The organism is Pseudomonas sp. KH_017, from assembly GCF_057840285.1.
Window position 1 is genome coordinate 646,063 of the sequence record NZ_CM174509.1, and the last position, 18,822, is coordinate 664,884.

General features: G+C 60.9%; 16 protein-coding genes. 6 read left to right on the forward strand and 10 right to left on the reverse strand.

Annotated features, from left to right (window positions below; genetic code table 11):
- Window positions 1-141 precede the first annotated feature (141 nt).
- From cobG to AC3IT6_RS02925, 6 genes are all read left to right on the forward strand, one after another.
- A complete protein-coding gene (gene cobG / locus AC3IT6_RS02900; protein WP_489354232.1) occupies window positions 142-1,464 on the forward strand; it encodes a precorrin-3B synthase in 1,323 nt (440 codons plus the stop codon).
- Window positions 1,457-2,083: a precorrin-8X methylmutase gene (locus AC3IT6_RS02905; RefSeq protein ID WP_489354233.1), complete on the forward strand. Its 627-nt coding sequence runs from the start codon at window positions 1,457-1,459 to the stop codon at window positions 2,081-2,083. The genes cobG and AC3IT6_RS02905 overlap by 8 nt, the downstream gene beginning before the upstream one ends.
- The gene (locus AC3IT6_RS02910; RefSeq protein WP_033063580.1) at window positions 2,083-2,814 is read left to right on the forward strand and encodes a precorrin-2 C(20)-methyltransferase; all 732 of its coding nucleotides are present in this window, start codon (window positions 2,083-2,085) and stop codon (window positions 2,812-2,814) included. The genes AC3IT6_RS02905 and AC3IT6_RS02910 overlap by 1 nt, the downstream gene beginning before the upstream one ends.
- Complete coding sequence (cobJ, locus tag AC3IT6_RS02915) at window positions 2,814-4,517, forward strand: precorrin-3B C(17)-methyltransferase (RefSeq protein ID WP_489354234.1); 1,704 nt, start codon at window positions 2,814-2,816, stop codon at window positions 4,515-4,517. Before AC3IT6_RS02910 ends, cobJ begins: the two co-directional genes overlap by 1 nt.
- Window positions 4,518-4,722: 205 nt before the next feature.
- Entirely contained in the window at window positions 4,723-5,535 is an 813-nt protein-coding gene (locus AC3IT6_RS02920) for a hypothetical protein (RefSeq protein ID WP_489354235.1), read from the forward strand.
- A gap of 57 nt (window positions 5,536-5,592) precedes the next feature.
- Window positions 5,593-6,243, forward strand: coding sequence for a hypothetical protein (locus AC3IT6_RS02925; RefSeq protein WP_489354236.1), 651 nt, complete (start codon window positions 5,593-5,595; stop codon window positions 6,241-6,243).
- A gap of 82 nt (window positions 6,244-6,325) precedes the next feature.
- On the opposite strand, the gene AC3IT6_RS02930 is transcribed toward AC3IT6_RS02925, so the two are convergent.
- From AC3IT6_RS02930 to accB, 10 genes are all read right to left on the reverse strand, one after another.
- Window positions 6,326-6,922, reverse strand: a complete 597-nt coding sequence (locus AC3IT6_RS02930; protein WP_150755873.1) for a MarC family protein — start codon at window positions 6,920-6,922, stop codon at window positions 6,326-6,328.
- 65 nt (window positions 6,923-6,987) lie between these two features.
- Window positions 6,988-9,765, reverse strand: coding sequence for a hybrid sensor histidine kinase/response regulator (locus tag AC3IT6_RS02935; RefSeq protein ID WP_489354237.1), 2,778 nt, complete (start codon window positions 9,763-9,765; stop codon window positions 6,988-6,990).
- 100 nt (window positions 9,766-9,865) lie between these two features.
- Complete coding sequence (gene purD / locus AC3IT6_RS02940) at window positions 9,866-11,161, reverse strand: phosphoribosylamine--glycine ligase (RefSeq protein ID WP_095944207.1); 1,296 nt, start codon at window positions 11,159-11,161, stop codon at window positions 9,866-9,868.
- Between the two features lie 157 nt (window positions 11,162-11,318).
- On the reverse strand, window positions 11,319-12,926 hold the full coding sequence (gene purH, locus AC3IT6_RS02945) for a bifunctional phosphoribosylaminoimidazolecarboxamide formyltransferase/IMP cyclohydrolase (RefSeq protein WP_489354238.1): 1,608 nt from the start codon (window positions 12,924-12,926) through the stop codon (window positions 11,319-11,321).
- Between the two features lie 82 nt (window positions 12,927-13,008).
- A complete protein-coding gene (gene fis, locus AC3IT6_RS02950; RefSeq protein WP_007907419.1) occupies window positions 13,009-13,329 on the reverse strand; it encodes a DNA-binding transcriptional regulator Fis in 321 nt (106 codons plus the stop codon).
- The gene (dusB, locus tag AC3IT6_RS02955) at window positions 13,326-14,336 is read right to left on the reverse strand and encodes a tRNA dihydrouridine synthase DusB (RefSeq protein ID WP_150727809.1); all 1,011 of its coding nucleotides are present in this window, start codon (window positions 14,334-14,336) and stop codon (window positions 13,326-13,328) included. Before dusB ends, fis begins: the two co-directional genes overlap by 4 nt.
- A gap of 184 nt (window positions 14,337-14,520) precedes the next feature.
- Window positions 14,521-15,774 (reverse strand): DUF3426 domain-containing protein, encoded by a 1,254-nt coding sequence (locus AC3IT6_RS02960; protein ID WP_489354239.1) that lies wholly within the window; start codon window positions 15,772-15,774, stop codon window positions 14,521-14,523.
- Window positions 15,775-15,804: 30 nt separating this feature from the next.
- On the reverse strand, window positions 15,805-16,683 hold the full coding sequence (prmA, locus tag AC3IT6_RS02965) for a 50S ribosomal protein L11 methyltransferase (RefSeq protein ID WP_150727807.1): 879 nt from the start codon (window positions 16,681-16,683) through the stop codon (window positions 15,805-15,807).
- Between the two features lie 282 nt (window positions 16,684-16,965).
- Window positions 16,966-18,324, reverse strand: a complete 1,359-nt coding sequence (accC, locus tag AC3IT6_RS02970; protein ID WP_489318193.1) for an acetyl-CoA carboxylase biotin carboxylase subunit — start codon at window positions 18,322-18,324, stop codon at window positions 16,966-16,968.
- Between the two features lie 17 nt (window positions 18,325-18,341).
- A complete protein-coding gene (gene accB, locus AC3IT6_RS02975) occupies window positions 18,342-18,806 on the reverse strand; it encodes an acetyl-CoA carboxylase biotin carboxyl carrier protein (RefSeq protein ID WP_489354240.1) in 465 nt (154 codons plus the stop codon).
- Between the last annotated feature and the right edge of the window lie 16 nt (window positions 18,807-18,822).

The window sequence follows — 18,822 nt, forward strand, 5'->3', positions numbered from 1 at the left end:
TGTTGGGCGGCATGATAGCGCGGGTTCCTTGAGCTGACTGCCTTGTCTTCCCGACCGGAGTCTTTTCATGCAGCGAAGTAAAGCAGGCATAATACCGCGCACTTTCGCCGTGAACTGCCTCGCCACCTGAACGGGTCCACCTTGAACGAACGTCCACTGTCCACTGCCTTACGCCCCTCGGCCTGTCCGGGGTTGCTGCGTATTGTCCCGGCGCTGGATGGCGGCATCTGCCGGATCAAGTTGGACGGTGGTTCGATCAGCAGCGACCAGGCCGAGGCCGTAGCGTCTGCGGCCGAGCGTTACGCCAGCGGGGCGATCGAGGCGACCAACCGGGCCAACCTGCAGATTCGCGGCATTGGCAACGAGCAAGCGGCGTTGATCGATAGCCTGCTGGCCGCCGATCTGGGGCCGCGCACGGCGGCTGGCGACGATGTGCGCAACCTGATGCTCAGCCCCGGCGCCGGGATCGATCGGCGCATGTTGTTCGACACTCGCCCGCTGGCCGGGCAAATCCTCGCCACACTGCAAAACCAGGAAGCGTTCCACGACCTCGGTGCCAAGTTCGCCGTGCAACTCGATGGCGGCGAAGACCTGACGATGCTCGAACATCCCCATGACCTGTGGCTCTCGGCGTTTGAACAAGACGGCGAGCAACGGCTGGCGTTCGGTCTGGCGGGATGCCCGACGGACAGACCCGCCGGATCGGTTGCACTGGCTGACGGGCACGCGCTGGTGGTCGCGGTCCTTGAGTTGTTCCTTGAACTGGCGCGCCCCGAGCAGACACGGATGCGCCATTTGCTGGCCGAGTGCCCGATCGAGGGCATTGTGCTTCGACTGGCCGAGCGAGTGCCGCTGCAAGCCGTTGTCGGTTGGCAGCGGGTTTCGGGCTCAAGTGATTTGCACCTGGGTGCCCATCCCCAGGCCGAGTCCGGTGTTGTCTATGTGGGGGCCGTCCCGCCTCTGGGGCGGCTAGATCCGTCGATGCTGCGGGGGGTGGCACAACTGGCACGGGAGTTCGGTGATGCCAGTCTGCGCTTCGCACCCTGGCAAAGCCTGCTGCTGCCCAATGTCCGCATGGAAAACGCCGCCGAAGTCATGGGGCGTTTGCAACGTCTGGGCTTGTCCTGTGAGGCCGGTCAGCCATTATCCCGGTTGATCGCCTGCACCGGTTCCAGCGGTTGCGCCAAGGGATTGGCCGAGACCAAGGGCGATGCCCTGCAACTGGCCGCGTTGCTGCACCGCCATGGACCGGCCCTGAACATGCACCTGAGCGGTTGCCCGCGCTCCTGCGCCGCTGCACATACGGCGCCCGTCACATTACTGGCCGTCGCCCACGGTCACTACGATCTCTATTTTCGCGATGCAGCGCAGCCGGGTTTCGGCGCGCTGCACGCACGCAACCTTACTATTGAAGCGGTCGCGGCCCTGTTCGACGCCCGCTCACGGAGCCCCCTTGATGCTTGATTACATCCGCGACGGTCAGGAGATCTATCGCAACTCCTTCGCGATCATTCGCGCCGAGGCCAACCTCGACCGAATCCCGGCCGATCTGGAGAAACTCGCGGTCCGTGTCATTCACGCCTGCGGCATGGTCGAGGCCATCGACGGCCTGCAGTTTTCCGCAGGGGCGGGCAAGGCCGGGCGTGATGCGCTGGCGGCCGGTGCGCCGATTCTGTGCGATGCGCGGATGGTCTCCGAAGGCGTGACCCGCGCGCGGTTGCCGGCGAACAATCCAGTGATCTGCACCCTGCGTGACGAGAGCGTTCCGGAACTGGCTCGTGAATTGGGCAACACCCGCTCAGCCGCTGCGCTGGAACTGTGGCGCCCGCACCTCGAAGGCAGCGTGGTGGTCATCGGCAACGCCCCGACGGCACTGTTTTACTTGCTGGAAATGCTCGACGCCGGCGCACCGAAACCGGCGCTGATCCTCGGTTTTCCAGTGGGCTTCGTCGGCGCCGCCGAATCCAAGGCAGCGCTGGCGGCCGACAGCCGTGGCGTGCCTTTTGTCATCATGCAGGGTCGCCTGGGCGGTAGCGCCATGGCCGCCGCTGCCGTCAATGCCCTCGCCACGGAGATCGAATGATGCAGCAACCTGGACGTTTGATCGGCCTCGGCGTCGGCCCTGGTGATCCGGAACTGATTACCGTCAAGGCCCTGCGCTTGCTGCGCGAATCGCCGGTGGTGGCGTACTTCGTCGCCAAGGGTAAAAAGGGTAATGCCTTCGGCATCATCGAGGCGCATCTGCAGGAAGCGCAGAATCTGTTGCCGCTGGTATATCCAGTGACCACCGAGGCGTTGCCGGCGCCGTTATCCTACGAGCAAGTGATCAGCGACTTCTACGATGACGCCGCCGACGAACTGGCGACGCATCTCGATGCCGGTCGCGACGTAGCGGTGATTTGCGAGGGCGATCCGTTCTTCTACGGCTCCTACATGTACCTGCACGACCGGCTCGCCGAGCGTTATCAGGCCGAAGTCGTGCCGGGCGTGTGCTCGATGCTCGGCGGCGCCTCGGTGCTCGGTGCGCCGCTGGTGTATCGCAATCAGAGTCTGTCGGTGTTGTCCGGTGTGCTGCCGCATGACGAACTCAAGCGTCGCCTTGCCGATGCCGATGCGGCGGTGATCATGAAGCTGGGGCGCAACTTTCCCAAGGTTCGCCAGGTGCTGGAAGAACTCGGCCTGGCCGAACGCGCGTTGTACGTCGAGCGCGCGACCATGGCCAATCAGAAGATCGTGCCGCTGGATCAGGTCGAGCCGATGTCTTCTCCGTACTTCTCGTTGATCATCGTTCCCGGTGAAAGGTGGCAAGGCTGATGACTCGTCCAGTTCCGGCGATTGTCATTCTCGGCAATGGCAGCCTCGCTACCGCGCGCAGCATTCAGCAGGTGTACCCCGAAGCCCTGATCCACGGCCTGGCCGAGCGGGTCGAAGGCGCGGATCGGATCTATCACGAATTCGGCGCGACCCTGCGCGAGCTCTATCAGCAGGGCACACCGATCATTGCCCTGTGCGCGGCGGGGATCGTGATCCGCACACTGGCGCCCCTGTTGCTGGAAAAGGGCGCCGAACCACCGGTATTGGCGGTGGCTGAAGACGGCAGCGCCGTGGTTCCCCTATTGGGCGGTCTTGGCGGCGTGAATATCATGGCCCGGGAAATCGGCGCTGCGCTTGAGGTATCCGCCGCGATCACCACCAGCGGCGAGTTGCGTTTCGGCACCTGCCTGCTCAACCCGCCGAGCGGCTATGCCCTGGGCGATCTGGAGTCGGGCAAGCGTTTCGTTTCCGATCTGCTGGCCGGTGAATCGGTGCGCATCGAAGGCGCGGCTCCGTGGCTGGCACAGGCGCAATTGCCTGAGGATGCACAGGCCCGATTGGCCGTGCATGTCAGTCATGCCGAGCGGGCACCCGCGGCCAACGAATTGTTGATCTACCCGCGTAATGTGGTGGTCGCTGTGGATGCTGGTCTGGTGAACGTCGCGGGGGCGGTGCGCGAAGCTTTGCATCAGGCGAAAATCGCCGTGCAGTCGCTGGCCTGCCTGTTGGCCGCCGACACCGAAATGGTCAGTTTGGGGTTGCGCGAGGCGGCGCTTGAATTGGGCGTGCCGCTACGCTTTGCCCACGCCGGGAAGGCGCTTGGCGAACGTCTGCGTACTGCCATCGGCCAGCCCGTTTCCATGCTTGGTAGCGACACCGTTGCCATTGCGGTGGCAGAGCAGCCGCTGGACCCGTTGCAGATCGGCCGCCCGCGTGGACGGTTGGCGGTGATTGGCCTCGGGCCGGGCGCTGCCGAGCTGATGGTGCCGGCAGTGAAGGCTGAACTGGCCCGGGCAACCGACGTGCTGGGTTACGAAACCTACGTGCGCATGGCCGGGCCGTTTCGTGCCGACCAGGTGCTGCATTGCACCGACAACCGCGAAGAGATGCAGCGCGCCCGTCACGCTTTCGAACTGGCGGCCCAAGGGCGTTCGGTGGTGGTGGTTTCTTCAGGGGATCCGGGGGTTTTCGCCATGGCTGCGGCGGTGTTGGAAGCGCTGCACGAATCCACCGACGTCCATTGGCACAACGTCGATCTCGAGATTTTGCCGGGGGTTTCCGCCTCGCTGGCGACAGCCGCCCAGGCGGGCGCGCCGTTGGGGCATGATTTCTGCGTGCTGTCGCTGTCGGATAACCTCAAGCCCTGGGCAATCATCGAGAAACGCCTGGACCTGGCTGCGCAAGCCGACCTGGCCCTGGCCTTCTACAACCCGATCTCGCGTTCGCGGCCATGGCAATTGGGCCAGGCGCTGGACATCGTTGCCCGGCACCGCGTACCAGAGACTCCCGTGGTGCTGGGGCGGGATATCGGGCGTCCGGGGCAGACGCTGCGGGCTACCACCCTTGGCCAGTTGACCCCGGATCAGGTCGACATGCGCACCATGGTGTTGATCGGTTCATCCCTGACCTGCGTTTTTCCACGCGCTGGAGGCGGGGACTGGGTTTACACGCCACGCTGGTATGGCAGTAAACCAGTATCCTGAGTTGAAGCGGCCTGGTTTTCCAGGCCGCTGTTTCAAAAAATACAAACTAACGATTAGCCCGCGGTCAATGAAAGTTGTCGTGGGCTTTTTGATATTTGCTATTTGAAATAAGTTTTAAGTGTTTTTGTTTTGAATGGCTCAGTGTTTTTGTTTTAGTTTTAAAGCTGTCGCATGGAGTGGCATGTTAATTAAAATGGAGATTTAAATGAGCGATATAAATATTCCGCCAGTTACTCAAATGGCATTTGATGATGCGGCGCAGGATAAGTACTTCGAAGGCATTGCGGCAGAACTGCAAAACGTCGCGCCAGGGGGGCGGACCAAGCGTTCCACCTCGACCCTGGGGACGGCATCGAGTGATTCGTCGGCGCAAGGTGTGGAGGCTTCGGTAGTTGGGCCCTCGCTGGTGGTCTTCGACCAGGCGCTTTCGGAGGACGACCGGCAGGATGCGCTGGACTGCCAGCAGTTTGCCGAAGCGGTAGTCCGGCGCCTGCCCAAGGGAACCAGCAACGAAGAACGCTACCGGAAGTACAACGAGGCATTGTTGGCGGTGGGCTGGGTGACGGAAAGCTTCACCTACAAGAAGTACGTCAGCAAACAGCTCACCATTACGATGAATGAAGCGATTTTGCAGGTGCTTGAGACCGTTATTTCCGGTGGAGCAGGCAGCGTCCTGAGCCTGGTGGCATCGGGTTTCAGCAAATTGAGGGGCGATAAGGACGCGTTGAAAATTGTCGATGTCGGCAGCAAGAAAAACGACGTCGTCAGCTTCAAGGCTGTGCCCTGCATTATGACGCCAGACGGTGGCATGTCCATGTTGATGGGCGGTCTTGACTTGGTGGACAAGGAGTACAACGGCAACTTTTTATTCGTGACTTACAAGACCCAGGGGGTGCAGATTTTCCAGGGCGCCGGTGTGCGTAATTTTAATCGACGTTCATTCGAACGAGTGAAAAATACGATATACGCGTATAACGACGAGTATGCCGATGGCCTGTTCAAACAATTAATAGGGTAGTGAGGCTGGCTTTTTGTCGGTAATGCCGGTTTCAAGTACTGACTATGAGTGGTGAATATGTCTGTAACTCTCAATGCCGCCGTAGTGGGTGGCTGTCTGTTGTCTTTTGCGCAAAGTGTTAGTCCGCAAGATCAACAGGATATACAGGACTGCTTGATGTACGCAGAGTTGGCCGCTAACGAAAAGTATCCGGGAAAGGTCTCGAAGAAAACCTGGTTCGATTATTTTCAAGGGCGGTTGCTCAAAGCGGGGTTCGCACTGAAAACTATTGTTCCATCCGACCCGATCCGGGTAGCGAGCGTCCGTCAATTGTTAAGCGCCAGTTATACCGTGATGGGCAATTTGGGTGTGGAGCGGTTGGGCCGGTTGTTCGAGGACACCTATAAGGCATTGCGGCTGGATGAGTTTGCCTGGGACTTCTTTCGCGGCAATGTTGCCAATGGCGGCTCGGGTATCCTCAAGTGCGCGCCTTGCGAGCGACTGGCTTCGGGTGAGGTGGCTGTCTGTCTGCTTGGCTTGCGCTACAGCGCGACCGTGATTGAAAGCGACTTTTTCCTGTGGAGCGAGTTCGATCGAGAGCTGGCGATCATTCCCGATGGCGGGGTGTTTGTGTTCGACCGACGGGCGTTTGAAAACTACCGTAAACGGGTCCACGAGAAAATCGAAGCTTATTCAAACAAGGTGTTCGTGCGCAAACTCCAGTCCTGACTGAAAGGCTTTGCACGCAATAAAAGACAAGGCCCTGTGATTGACGCACAAGGCCTTGTTTTTGGAGTGGGGTAAACGTGCTTTAAGGCACCAGATAACCCTTCACCCCAGTGAAGATAATCTGCGCCGCCAGTGCACACACGAACAACCCCATCAAGCGGCTGACGATCTGTAACCCCTGGTCGCCAAGAATGCGCTCGATACGGCCGGACAAAAACAGCACCACGCCCACGGTGAAACTGGCCAGGGCAATGCTGACAATGGCGGTGAGCTTGTCGTCCCAGTGCGGCTGGCTCACGCCCATCACCAGCAAGGCGCCGATGGTGCCGGGGCCGACCGTCAGCGGAATGGTCAGCGGGACGATGGTCACATCCTGCTGCACGTTGTCGGTCTGTACCGCCGATTTGCCTTGCGCCATCCCTAGTGCGGAGATGAACAGGACACTGCCGGCGCCGATGCGAAAGGCATCCACGGTAATGCCGAAGACAGTGAAAATCACTCGGCCGAACAAGTACAACAGAACACTGGAGACCAGGGTGGCGACCGCTACTTTCCAGGCCAGCCGACGCTGTTCCTTGCGCGAATAACCACGGGTCAGGCTGATGAAGCAGGACAACACGAAGAATGGGCTGTAGAGCACCAGCATCTTCAGGTAAACGCTGAACAACACATGGAGCATGGTGCCGGGCTCACTGGCGAGGGATGTCGGGAGGGAGTCTATCAGGGGTTGCGAAGTCTGTCGGCTCAGGACGTTTGGGTTGTGGTGCGATTCTGCTGGTCACGCTGGGCGACCCAGTGCTCGATCAGTTCGCGCAACTGCGACAGTTCCACCGGCTTGGCCATGTGTCCGTCCATGCCGGCCTGGCGCGCACGCTCTTTGTGTTCGGCAAGGATATGGGCGGTCAACGCCACCACAGGGGTGCGAGTCCGCTGGTTGCCGACTTCCCAGGCGCGTAATTGCTGGGTAGCCGAAAAGCCATCGAGGATGGGCATTTCGCAGTCCATCAGCACCAGGTCGTAGCGTTGGGCCTTCATCGCCTGCAAGGCTTCTTCGCCGTTGCAGGCGGTATCCGGTTGCAGGTTGAGCTTGCTCAGCATGCCACGGATCACCTTGGTCGAAATGCTGTTGTCTTCGGCCACCAGAATGCGGAAGTCGCAGGGGACCTTGACCGGCAGGGCCGGATCGCTTTGCACTGGGTGGGTGGCGACGAGACCGTTGTTGCGTTGGGTCAGTTCGTCGGCCAGTGTGGTCTTGAGGGTGTAGCCGGCCACCGGTTTGGCGAGGATGCGCTTGATCCCGGAGTTGCGCGCGATGATCTTGCTCGGTGCGTTGCTGATGCCTGTGAGCATGATCAGCAGGATGTCATGGTTCAGGCTCGGGTCTTCCTTGATCTTGGCCGCCAGTTGCATGCCGGTCATGCCGGGCATGTTCTGGTCCAGCAGGACCACATCGAAGTAATCGCGCAAATGAGCCTTGGTGCGCAGCAGTGCGAGTGCCTCCTTGCCGGAAGGCGCGGCGCTGACATTCAGGCCCCAGGCGCTGCATTGCTGCACCAGCACCTTGCGACAGGTTTCATTATCGTCCACCACCAATACCCGCGCACCTTGCAGCGGGCCGTCGAGGTCGGAGGTCGGGTGTTCGAGGCGATCCGGGTCCAGCGGCAGGGTCAGCCACAGGGTGCTGCCCTGGTTGCTGCCACTCTTGATCCCGAATTCCCCCTGCATCAAGCGGATCAGCTGGCGGGCAATCACCAGCCCCAGGTTGCCGCCCAGGTGGGTGGCCGAAAGGAAATGCCGGCTGTGCAGTTCGGCGTGCATCAGGGCGTCGCGTTCTTCGGCGTTCATGGGCTCGCCGCTGTCCTGCACGGCGATCCGCAGGCGTGGCTTGGTGTTGCGCTCGTCGAGCGCCACGACGATCAGGATTTCGCCCTCATCGGTTTTTTTCAGGGCGTTTTCAAGCAGGCTCAACAGCGTCTGGCGCAGGCGTGTAGGGTCACCGCTGATCACCCGCGGCACTTGCGGCTGGATGAAGCTGATCAGCTCGACGTTTTGCTGCTCGGCCTTGGCGCGGAAGATGTTCAGGCAGTCTTCGATCAGCGCGTTGAGGTCGAACTGCACATCGTCCAGCTCGATCTGCCCGGACTCGAGTCTGGAGATGTCGAGAATTTCGTTGATCAGTGTCAGCAGCTCGTTGCCCGCGCTGTGGATCGTCTGCACATAGTCGCGTTGCTTGACCGAAAGCGGCGTGCCCAGCAGCAGCTCGGTCATGCCGAGGACGCCGTTCATCGGGGTGCGGATTTCATGGCTGATCTTCGCCAGGAACTCTGCCTTGGCGTTGATCTCGGCGTTGCTGGCCGCCAGGTCACGACTGATGCTGAAACGGTCTTCGGTGATGCGGCGCTGGCGCTCGCTCAATGCAATGCTCATCAGCAGGCCGCTGATGCAGATGACCACCAGCAAGGTGGTGAGCAGGCCATGGGGTTCGATCAGGGTCAGCCCCAACAGCGCCGGCAGGATGACCAGTGTCCCGAGGTTGAACACCACCATGGCCGCCACGAAGAGGCGAGCCGGGCGATAACCTTTTTGCCAGTGATAGGCGCTGATGAACAGCATGGTCAGGCCTGCCAGGGCCACCAGGCCATAGGTAATGAAGTTCAGCGGCAAGGTATTGACGAACAGCAGCATCAGGCCGCAGGCGGTGATGAGCAGGACCTCGCCGAGCAGCAACCGATTCAGCGGATGCGGCCCGAGCGGGGAGAAGAAACGATGGGCAAGCATCAGGCCGCAGGGCGCAGTCATTAACAATGCCAGGTAAGCCCCCGGCGTTTGCAGTGCATGCCAGTCCGGTAGCCAGGGGCCGGCGAGGTTCAGCAACAACAGCAGGCTGAGCATCAACAGCCCTTCGCACGTCGCCAACCAGAGGGCACTGTGCGAGCGGGTGTAGGTATAGCGGATGAGATTGTGCAGGATCAACATGGCGATGCAACCGAACAGCAGGCCATAGATCAGCGTCTGAATCTGGTTGGCAGCCGCGAGGATCGCCGATTGCAGGGTGATATAGGGCCGTAACTGGTGATCGGAGGCCAGCCGCAGGTAAACGTCGAGGGGGTTGTCGCTTTGCGGCAGAGCCAGCATGAAGTCGCTGCTGGGCAATGGTCGCTCGGATTGCGGTTGTTCGTTGCCCGTGCTGGATTGATCGATCAGCTTGTCGCCGTCCAGTACGTACATGTTGAACTGGCGCAGGTCGGGCGCGAACACCCGCAGCAACTGTTCGTGTTTGCCCGGTGCGAGCCTGAATCGCAACCATAGCGCGCCATCGGGTTCGGCCGCGGTAATGCGGTCGAGTTCGATGGGGCTGAATTGATTGGTGTAACGTGCGGAACGGATGTCGCTCAGTTGCAGGTCGCCCTGTTCGTCGAGCAATACCGCCCAGCCACTGCCTTGCGTGGCCTGGGCCGGTAGCATGCAGAGCAAGGTCAGCAAAGTGACGGTCAAGCTTATGGCAATCCTGAGCCAGCGCACGGCGAAATCCCTTCGTTAGGTTGATGCCAGAATATAACGATGCGCGACGCCGGAACAGCCAGGCAATAAACCGTGTTCATTGCCTGGCGCGGTGTTTACCTTATTCCTGATTTTCGCCACGCTCGCGGGCAATGGCACGGTAGCCAATGTCCTTGCGATAGAAACAGCCTTCCCAGTCAATCGATGCCGCCAGTTTGTAAGCCTGCTGCTGCGCAGCGTCGACGCTGGCGCCCATGGCCGTGGCGCAAAGCACCCGACCACCGGCCGTTACGACTTGACCGTCCTTGAGCGCAGTACCGGCGTGGAAGACTTTGCCTTCCAGTGCAGCTGCTGCATCCAGGCCATTGATGGCCACGCCTTTGGCGTAGTCACCAGGATAGCCGCCTGCGGCCAGCACGATGCCGACGCTCGGACGTGGATCCCATTGCGCTTCGACCTTGTCCAGCGCCTGCGCCAGAGCCGCTTCGACCAACAGCACCAGGCTCGACTGCAAGCGCAGCATCACCGGTTGGGTCTCAGGGTCGCCGAAGCGGCAGTTGAATTCGATGACTTTTGGGTTGCCAGCCTTGTCGATCATCAGGCCTGCGTACAGGAAGCCAGTGTAGACGTTGCCTTCCTCGGCCATGCCGCGCACGGTCGGCCAGATCACCAGGTCCATGACGCGCTTGTGCACCTCGGCGGTGACCACTGGCGCCGGGGAGTAAGCACCCATGCCGCCGGTGTTTGGCCCGGTGTCGCCGTCGCCGACGCGTTTGTGGTCCTGGCTGGTGGCCATCGGCAGCACGTTCTTGCCGTCGACCATGACGATGAAGCTGGCTTCTTCGCCGTCGAGGAATTCTTCGATGACTACGCGCGAACCCGCATCGCCGAAGGCATTGCCCGCCAGCATGTCGCGCACTGCGTCTTCGGCTTCGGCCAGGGTCATGGCGACGATCACGCCTTTACCAGCGGCCAGGCCATCGGCCTTGATCACGATCGGAGCGCCTTTTTCACGCAGGTAAGCGAGGGCCGGCTCGATTTCGGTGAAGTTCTGGTAGTCGGCAGTCGGGATCTTGTGGCGAGCCAGGAAGTCCTTGGTGAAGGCTTTCGAACCTTCCAGCTGTGCAGCGCCAGCGGTCGGACCGAAGCAATCCAGACCGCGGCTGCGGAACAGATCCACAACACCGGCAACCAGCGGCACTTCAGGGCCAACGATGGTCAGGGAAACGTTTTTCTCGGCAAAGTCTGCCAGTTGCTCAAGCGCCAGTACGTCGATGGCGACGTTCTCGCACTTGGCTTCGATGGCGGTACCGGCGTTGCCCGGAGCCACGAATACCTTCTGCACACGCGGATCCTGAGCCACTTTCCAGGCCAGGGCGTGTTCACGGCCACCGCTGCCAATGATCAAAACATTCATTTCAAAAACCTCGGATGACGCTAATTCTGTTGAGCATCGCAAAGATGCTTTACCTGTGGGAGCGGGCTTGCTCGCGAAAGCGGTGTGTCAGTCACATCAATACTGAATGTGCTGCCGTCTTCGCGAGCAAGCCCGCTCCCACATTTGAATCTGTGTATCAGTGACGGAAGTGGCGCATGCCGGTGAACACCATCGCGATACCGGCTTCGTCAGCTGCTGCAATCACTTCGTTGTCACGCATCGAGCCGCCTGGCTGGATCACCGCAGTGATACCGGCCTTGGCCGCGTTGTCGATGCCGTCGCGGAACGGGAAGAACGCGTCGGATGCCATGACCGCACCCTGAACCTGCAAGCCGGCATGTTCTGCCTTGATTGCAGCAATACGCGCGGAGTTCACGCGGCTCATCTGGCCAGCGCCGACACCGATGGTCTGGCGGTTCTTGGCGTAGACGATGGCGTTGGACTTCACATACTTGGCGACTTTCCAGGCGAAGATCAGGTCGTGGATTTCCTGTTCGGACGGTGCACGCTTGGTCACCACTTTCAGGTCATCGGCGCCGATCATGCCGATGTCGCGGCTCTGTACCAGCAGGCCACCGTTGACGCGCTTGTAGTCCCAGGCCGCCGCGCGGTCAGCCGACCATTCGCCGCAGGCCAGCAGGCGTACGTTGGCTTTGGCGGCGACGATGGCGCGGGCTTCTTCGCTGACCGACGGCGCGATGATCACTTCGACGAACTGACGCTCGACGATGGCCTTGGCGGTCTCGGCATCGAGTTCGCGGTTGAAGGCGATGATGCCGCCGAACGCCGATTCAGTGTCGGTAGCGTAGGCCAGTTCGTAGGCCTGACGGATGCCGCCTTCGGCATCAGGGCTGACAGCCACGCCGCACGGGTTGGCGTGCTTGACGATTACGCAAGCCGGCTTGACGAAGCTCTTCACGCATTCCAGCGCGGCGTCAGTATCGGCCACGTTGTTGTACGACAGTTCCTTGCCTTGCAGTTGGGTCGCGGTGGCGATGCCGACTTCGGCAGGCTTGGCTTCAACATAGAACGCCGCGCTCTGGTGCGGGTTCTCGCCGTAGCGCATTTCCTGGGCCTTGATGAACTGGCTGTTGAAGGTGCGCGGGAACTCGCTGCGACCTTCGGTGCTCAGTGTCTCGGCAGCCTGGTTCACGGTGCCCATGTAGTTGGCGATCATGCCGTCGTAGGCAGCGGTGTGTTCGAAGGCCTTGAGCATCAGGTCGAAACGCTGGGCGTAGGTCAGGCCGCCGGCCTTGAGGTTTTCCAGGACGCTGGCGTAATCGCTGGCGTTGACCACGATGGCCACGTCCTTGTGGTTCTTGGCCGCGGAACGGACCATGGTCGGGCCGCCGATGTCGATGTTCTCGATGGCGGTCGGCAGGTCGCAGCCTGGCTTGCTGATGGTGGCTTCGAACGGGTACAGGTTGACCGCTACCAGGTCGATCGGCTTGATGCCGTGCTCGTTCATGATGGCGTCGTCGATACCGCGACGACCGAGGATCCCGCCGTGGATTTTCGGGTGCAGGGTTTTCACCCGGCCGTCCATCATTTCCGCAAAGCCGGTGTAATCAGCGACTTCCACTGCGGCAACGCCGTTGTCCTGCAGCAGCTTGAACGTTCCGCCGGTGGAGAGGATCTCGACGCCCAGGGCTTCAAGCTCCTTGGCGAATTCGAGGATCCCGGTCTTGTCGGAAACGCTGATCAAGGCGCGGCGGATCGGCAGGCGGGTAGTCTGGTCGGTCATCTCAATTTCCATCAAAAGCAAAGGAAGTCAGCAAAAAAGGCGACCGGTTTTACGCGGGCGCCTTTCTGGTTTGATTGAATGCTTACAGCAAATCGTACTGCTTGAGTTTCTTGCGCAGCGTGCCCCGGTTAAGTCCGAGCAGCTCGCTGGCCTTGGTCTGGTTGCCCTTGACGTAATTCATCACGCACTCGAGCAGGGGAGCCTCGACTTCGGAGAGCACCAGGTTGTACACATCCGTGACGGCAGCGCCCTCAAGGTGGGCGAAATAATTGTGCAGCGCCTTCTCGACACTCCCGCGAAGGGTCTGGCCTTCTTCGCTTGGCGTATTGAGGTGCTGTTTCAAATTTACGTTGTCGCTCACGGGTGTTGTTCCACTCACTAAAGTCTCGGTCATCATCGTCATGCGGCCACCCACTCTCCGTCCCCTGTCAGGCTCTTGTAACGCTCGGCGAAAAACGCCCGAACGTTGGCGCATTGTGTATCCGTACCATCCAAACGATTGAAGTGGGCGCGAAACTCCCTGGCGCCCGGCAGGGTTGCGAGATACCAGCCCACATGCTTTCGAGCAATGCGCACACCCATGACATCGCCATAGAAGGCGTGCAGGGCAGCCAGATGCTCTAGCAGAATGCGTTCCACCTCGATCAGTTCCAGCGCCGGGAGTTTCTCGCCGGTACGCAGGAAATGGTCGATCTCGCGAAAAATCCACGGCCGCCCCTGGGCAGCCCGGCCAATCAACAGGCCATCGGCACCGGTCGCGTCGAGCACGTACCGGGCCTTTTCCGGCGAATCGATATCGCCATTGGCGAAGACCGGAATCGACACCGCCTGCTTGATCGCGGCAATGGTGTCGTACTCGGCTTCACCGGTGTACAGGTCGGCTCGGGTGCGGCCATGCACCGCCAGCGCCGTAATGCCTGCCTGTTCGGCGATCTTCGCCACCGTCAGGCCGTTCTTGTTGTCCCGGTCCCAGCCGGTCCGGATCTTCAGGGTCACCGGCACATCGACCGCAGCCACGACGGCCTGCAGGATCTCGGTGACCAATGCTTCATCCTTCAACAGGGCGGAACCGGCGGCCTTGTTGCAGACCTTCTTCGCCGGACAACCCATGTTGATATCAATAATCTGTGCACCCAGCTCGACGTTGGCCCGGGCCGCGTCCGCCAGCATCTGCGCATCACCACCGGCGATCTGGACCGAGCGTGGCTCGGGATCGCCTTCGTGGATCATGCGCATGCGCGATTTGCGGGTGTTCCACAAACTCATGTCGCTGGTGACCATTTCCGAGACGACCAGTCCCGCGCCCAAGCGCTTGCACAGCTGACGAAAGGGCTGGTCGGTGACTCCTGCCATGGGGGCGAGAATCAAGCTGTTATGTAATGTGTATGGGCCGATGCGTACCGCCGACATAGGACTTCCCTGTTGTGGGGCCGGATCATGAGAGTTCGAAAAAGGGTTGGCATGATACCCGCTCTCGATGACTGGATAAAGGCTGAATTGAACAAAATCTGAACAGTTATTCTGTTATTACCCGTGGTTTGGTTGGCCAGGGGGAGTCAGAAAACCGACGTTAATCCCGGAACGATGAAGCGTTTCACTCCGGAGAGTGAAAGCTCAAACTGTAGTTCACGGCCTTGGCACCAGGGTCGAGAATGTCCAGGGCAATGTGGATCGGCGTTTGCGGAGGCATTTCCGCCATGCCTTCGAGATCGCCATTGAGGTACTCGCCGGGTTTGAAGCGGCGACTGGCGATCAGGTGGCCATTGAGGTCGGCGAAGCGCAGTTCCAGCAGCGGGAAGGGCTGGGAGAAGGGCGCGCGGTTATAGATGATCGCATCGACCACCAGGGCGCCATTGAACTCGGGATGGCTGCGCACCACCAGGTTGCTGCTCTTGATTTTCGCGATGTCGACCTTGGAGGGCACGGTGCAGCCGATTTGCGGGCACAGTTGCTGGAACCACGGGCGATATTGATCCTGTCGCGCCAATTCGTCGAAATGGTAGGCGATGTACTGGCCGGCGAGGGCGCCAGCGGCAATCAGCACCAGCAGCAACCACAACAGCCGTCGCCCCCAGGGCGAGCGGCGTTTTTGCCAGTCAAGTTGAAGCGGATCGTCGGTCAGGTCTTGCAGCACCTCGGCGCGCACGCCCGGCTCGCTGCGTTCGCGTCGCTTGCGCAGCGGTTCGATCGAGGGCAGGTCGTCGTCGATGTCGTTCTCGTCGGCGGCCGACAGGCGTTTGTGGCTCAGCGGTGCATCGAGCGGGTCGTTCAGGCGCAGCTGGGGTGGTTGCTGCTCGTCGTCGAGATCAACCGGTTCCAGGGACAGCGAAGGTTCGGTGCGCGAGGTTTTGCCCGGTTCAGGTGTCGGCTCTGGCGTTTCAAGGCTGTCGAGCGGTTCGTCGGCTGGCGCACGATCGGCCGACGACTCACTGAACAGGCTGTCGGACCACGGCCCCTCGTCGTCTTGCCCGGTGCTATCGCGACGGGCACTCAGCGAGTCGTCGCGATGGCGGCCGAACTCGGTGGTTGGCTGGATTTCCCGCTGTTCGAGACGGGCGAGTTCTTCGTCGAGGTCGAGACTGTCCAGGTCCAGTTCGGTCGCGCTCCATTGCTTTTGGCTGATGGCGCGCGGCGGCGTTGGATCGAGGGGCTCCGCAGGCTGCACAGGCGGGAGCGGCGTCGCGACCGGTGATTCCTTGCCGGCCTGCTCAAGCAACTGCCTGGCGGCATTGAACACCTGCAGGCAGGAGCCACAACGAACCACCCCGCGCGCCACGCTCAACTGGGCATGGCTGACGCGGAAGCTGGTATGGCAATGCGGGCACTGAGTGACGAAGCTATCGGTCATGCGGCGATCCGGATTATGCAGGCGTCCATTCTAGCGCCGACGGCCAGTGATACGCACCCAGCCATCGCGATTGGCGATCGGGTCCAGATCGAAGTCTTTGGCGTAGGCCGCAGCGACTTCATCGCCTTGCTCGGCGAGGATGCCCGACAGCGCCAGGCGCCCGCCCGACTTGACCAGGCCCGACAACTGCGGCGCCAGGGAAACCAGCGGGCCGGCGAGAATGTTGGCCACCAGTACGTCGGCCTGCACCTGCGGCAGGTCTTGCGGCAGGTACAGCGGGAACAGGTGTTCGGCAATGTTGTTACGCCCGGCATTGTCGCGCGAGGCTTCCAGTGCCTGCACGTCGATGTCGGTGCCGACCGCCTCTTTCGCGCCCAGCAGCAGGGCGGCAATCGCCAGAATCCCCGAGCCGCAGCCAAAGTCCAGCACGTTGCAGTCCTTCAGGTCCTGGCCGTCGAGCCATTCCAGGCACAGCGCGGTGGTCGGGTGGGTGCCGGTGCCGAACGCCAGACCCGGGTCCAGCAGCAGATTCACTGCGTCAGGTTCCGGCGCGGCGTGCCAGCTCGGCACGATCCACAGGCGCTGGCCGAAGCGCATTGGCTGGAAATTGTCCATCCAGCTGCGTTCCCAGTCCTGGTCTTCGATCACTTCGCTGTGGTGTTCAGGCAGCGGGCTGCCGGTCAGCAGCTCCAGATGGGCCAGTACCGGGCCGGGCTCGGTGCCACCTTCGAACAGGGCCAGCAGGTGCGTGTGCGACCACAGCGGCGTGGTGTTGAGTTCCGGCTCGAAGATCGGCTGATCTTCGGCGTCCATGAAGGTCACCGACACGGCGCCCACTTCAAGGAAAGCGTCTTCATAGGTTTCGGCTTGTTCTGGGCTGATGGCGAGACGTACTTGCAGCCAAGGCATGGCGGGCACCTTTGAAAAATATTGATTGCAGCCTAGCGGGCTGCGAGAAGGGCGCAAGTTTACGCGAGAGTGCGGGTTTTGTGGGAGCTGCATTCGCTGCGCAGATGTTGAGCGAAGCAGGGCTCTGTGGGAGCGGGCTTGCTCGCGAAGAGGGGGTGTCAGTTAATTAATGTTTGACTGATACACCGCTTTCGCGAGCAAGCCCGCTCCCACAGGGGGGGGTGTGAAACCTTCAGATACAACAAAGCCGCCCGAAGGCGGCTTTGTTGATCGGGTCGAAGCTTAGTGCTTCTCGCCAGCCAGCTTGTGCTCGAGGTAGTGAATGTTCACGCCCCCTTTGCAGAAGCCTTCATCGCGGGTCAGGTCGCGGTGCAGCGGGATGTTGGTCTTGATCCCGTCGACCACGATTTCGTCCAGCGCATTGCGCATGCGCGCCATGGCTTCGTCGCGGGTTGCCCCGTAGGTGATCAGCTTGCCGATCAACGAATCGTAGTTCGGCGGAACCGCATAACCACTGTACAGGTGCGAATCGACGCGAACGCCGTTGCCGCCTGGAGCGTGGAAATGCTTGACCGTGCCCGGGCTCGGCATGAAGGTTTTCGGGTCTTCGGCGTTGATCCGGCATTCCAGCGCGTGACCGCGGATGACCACGTCATCCTGGGTGAACGACAGCTTGTTGCCGGCGGCGATGCTGAGCATCTCCTTGACGATGTCGATGCCGGTGACCATTTCCGAAACCGGGTGCTCTACCTGGACACGAGTGTTCATCTCGATGAAGTAGAAGCGACCGTTTTCGTACAGGAACTCGAAAGTGCCTGCGCCACGGTAACCGATGTCGATGCACGCCTTGACGCAGCGGGCGAGGACTTCCTCACGTGCGTTCTCGTCGATGCCCGGTGCCGGCGCTTCTTCGAGAACCTTCTGGTGACGGCGTTGCAGCGAGCAGTCGCGGTCGCCCAGATGGATAGCGTGGCCCTGGCCATCGGAAAGTACCTGGACTTCCACGTGACGTGGGTTGGTCAGGAATTTTTCCAGGTAGACCATCGGGTTGCCGAAGGCAGCGCCCGCTTCGGTACGGGTCAGTTTCGCGAAGGAGATCAGGTCTTCTTCTTTATGCACAACGCGCATGCCGCGACCACCACCGCCGCCAGCGGCCTTGATGATCACCGGGTAACCGACTTCGCGACCAATGCGCAGAGCGGTTTCTTCGTCTTCCGGCAGCGGGCCGTCAGAACCTGGAACGGTGGGTACGCCGGCAGCGATCATGGCGTGCTTGGCCGATACCTTGTCGCCCATCAGGCGAATGGTTTCGGCTTTCGGGCCAATGAACGCGAAGCCGGATTTCTCGACCTGTTCGGCGAAGTCGGCGTTTTCCGCAAGGAAACCGTAGCCCGGGTGAATGGCGGTGGCGCCAGTCACTTCGGCTGCGGCAATGATTGCCGGAATGTGCAGGTAGGAGTGGGCGGCCGATGCCGGACCGATGCAGACGGACTCGTCTGCCAGGCCCAGGTGCATCAGTTCCTTGTCAGCCTTGGAGTAAACGGCGACGGTCTTGATGCCCATTTCTTTGCAGGCGCGCAGGATCCGCAGGGCGATCTCACCGCGGTTGGCGATCAGAACTTTTTCCAACTTCGCAGTCATCAAAGGCTCTCCGCGGTTCAAACGATGGTGAACAGCGGTTGGTCGTACTCAACCGGCTGGCCGTCTTCGACGAGGATGGATTCGATCACACCGCTGGTTTCAGCTTCGATGTGGTTCATCATCTTCATGGCTTCAACGATGCACAGGGTGTCGCCTTTCTTCACGGTCTGGCCGACTTCCACGAAGGACGGCGAGGATGGCGAAGACTTGCGATAGAAAGTACCGACCATCGGCGAACGGGCAACGGTGCCGTTCAGTGCTGGCGCGGCCGGAGCAGCAGGTGCGGCAGCGGCAGCCGGAGCGGCGGCAGCGACAGGCGCGGCAACCGGAGCATGCATTGGAGCTGGTGCGTAGTACTGCTGAGCCGGGGTCTTGCTATGACGGCTGATGCGTACGGACTCTTCGCCTTCCTTGATCTCGAGCTCGTCGATGCCGGACTCTTCCAGCAATTCGATCAGTTTCTTAACTTTACGGATATCCATGAATCATCAACTCCCA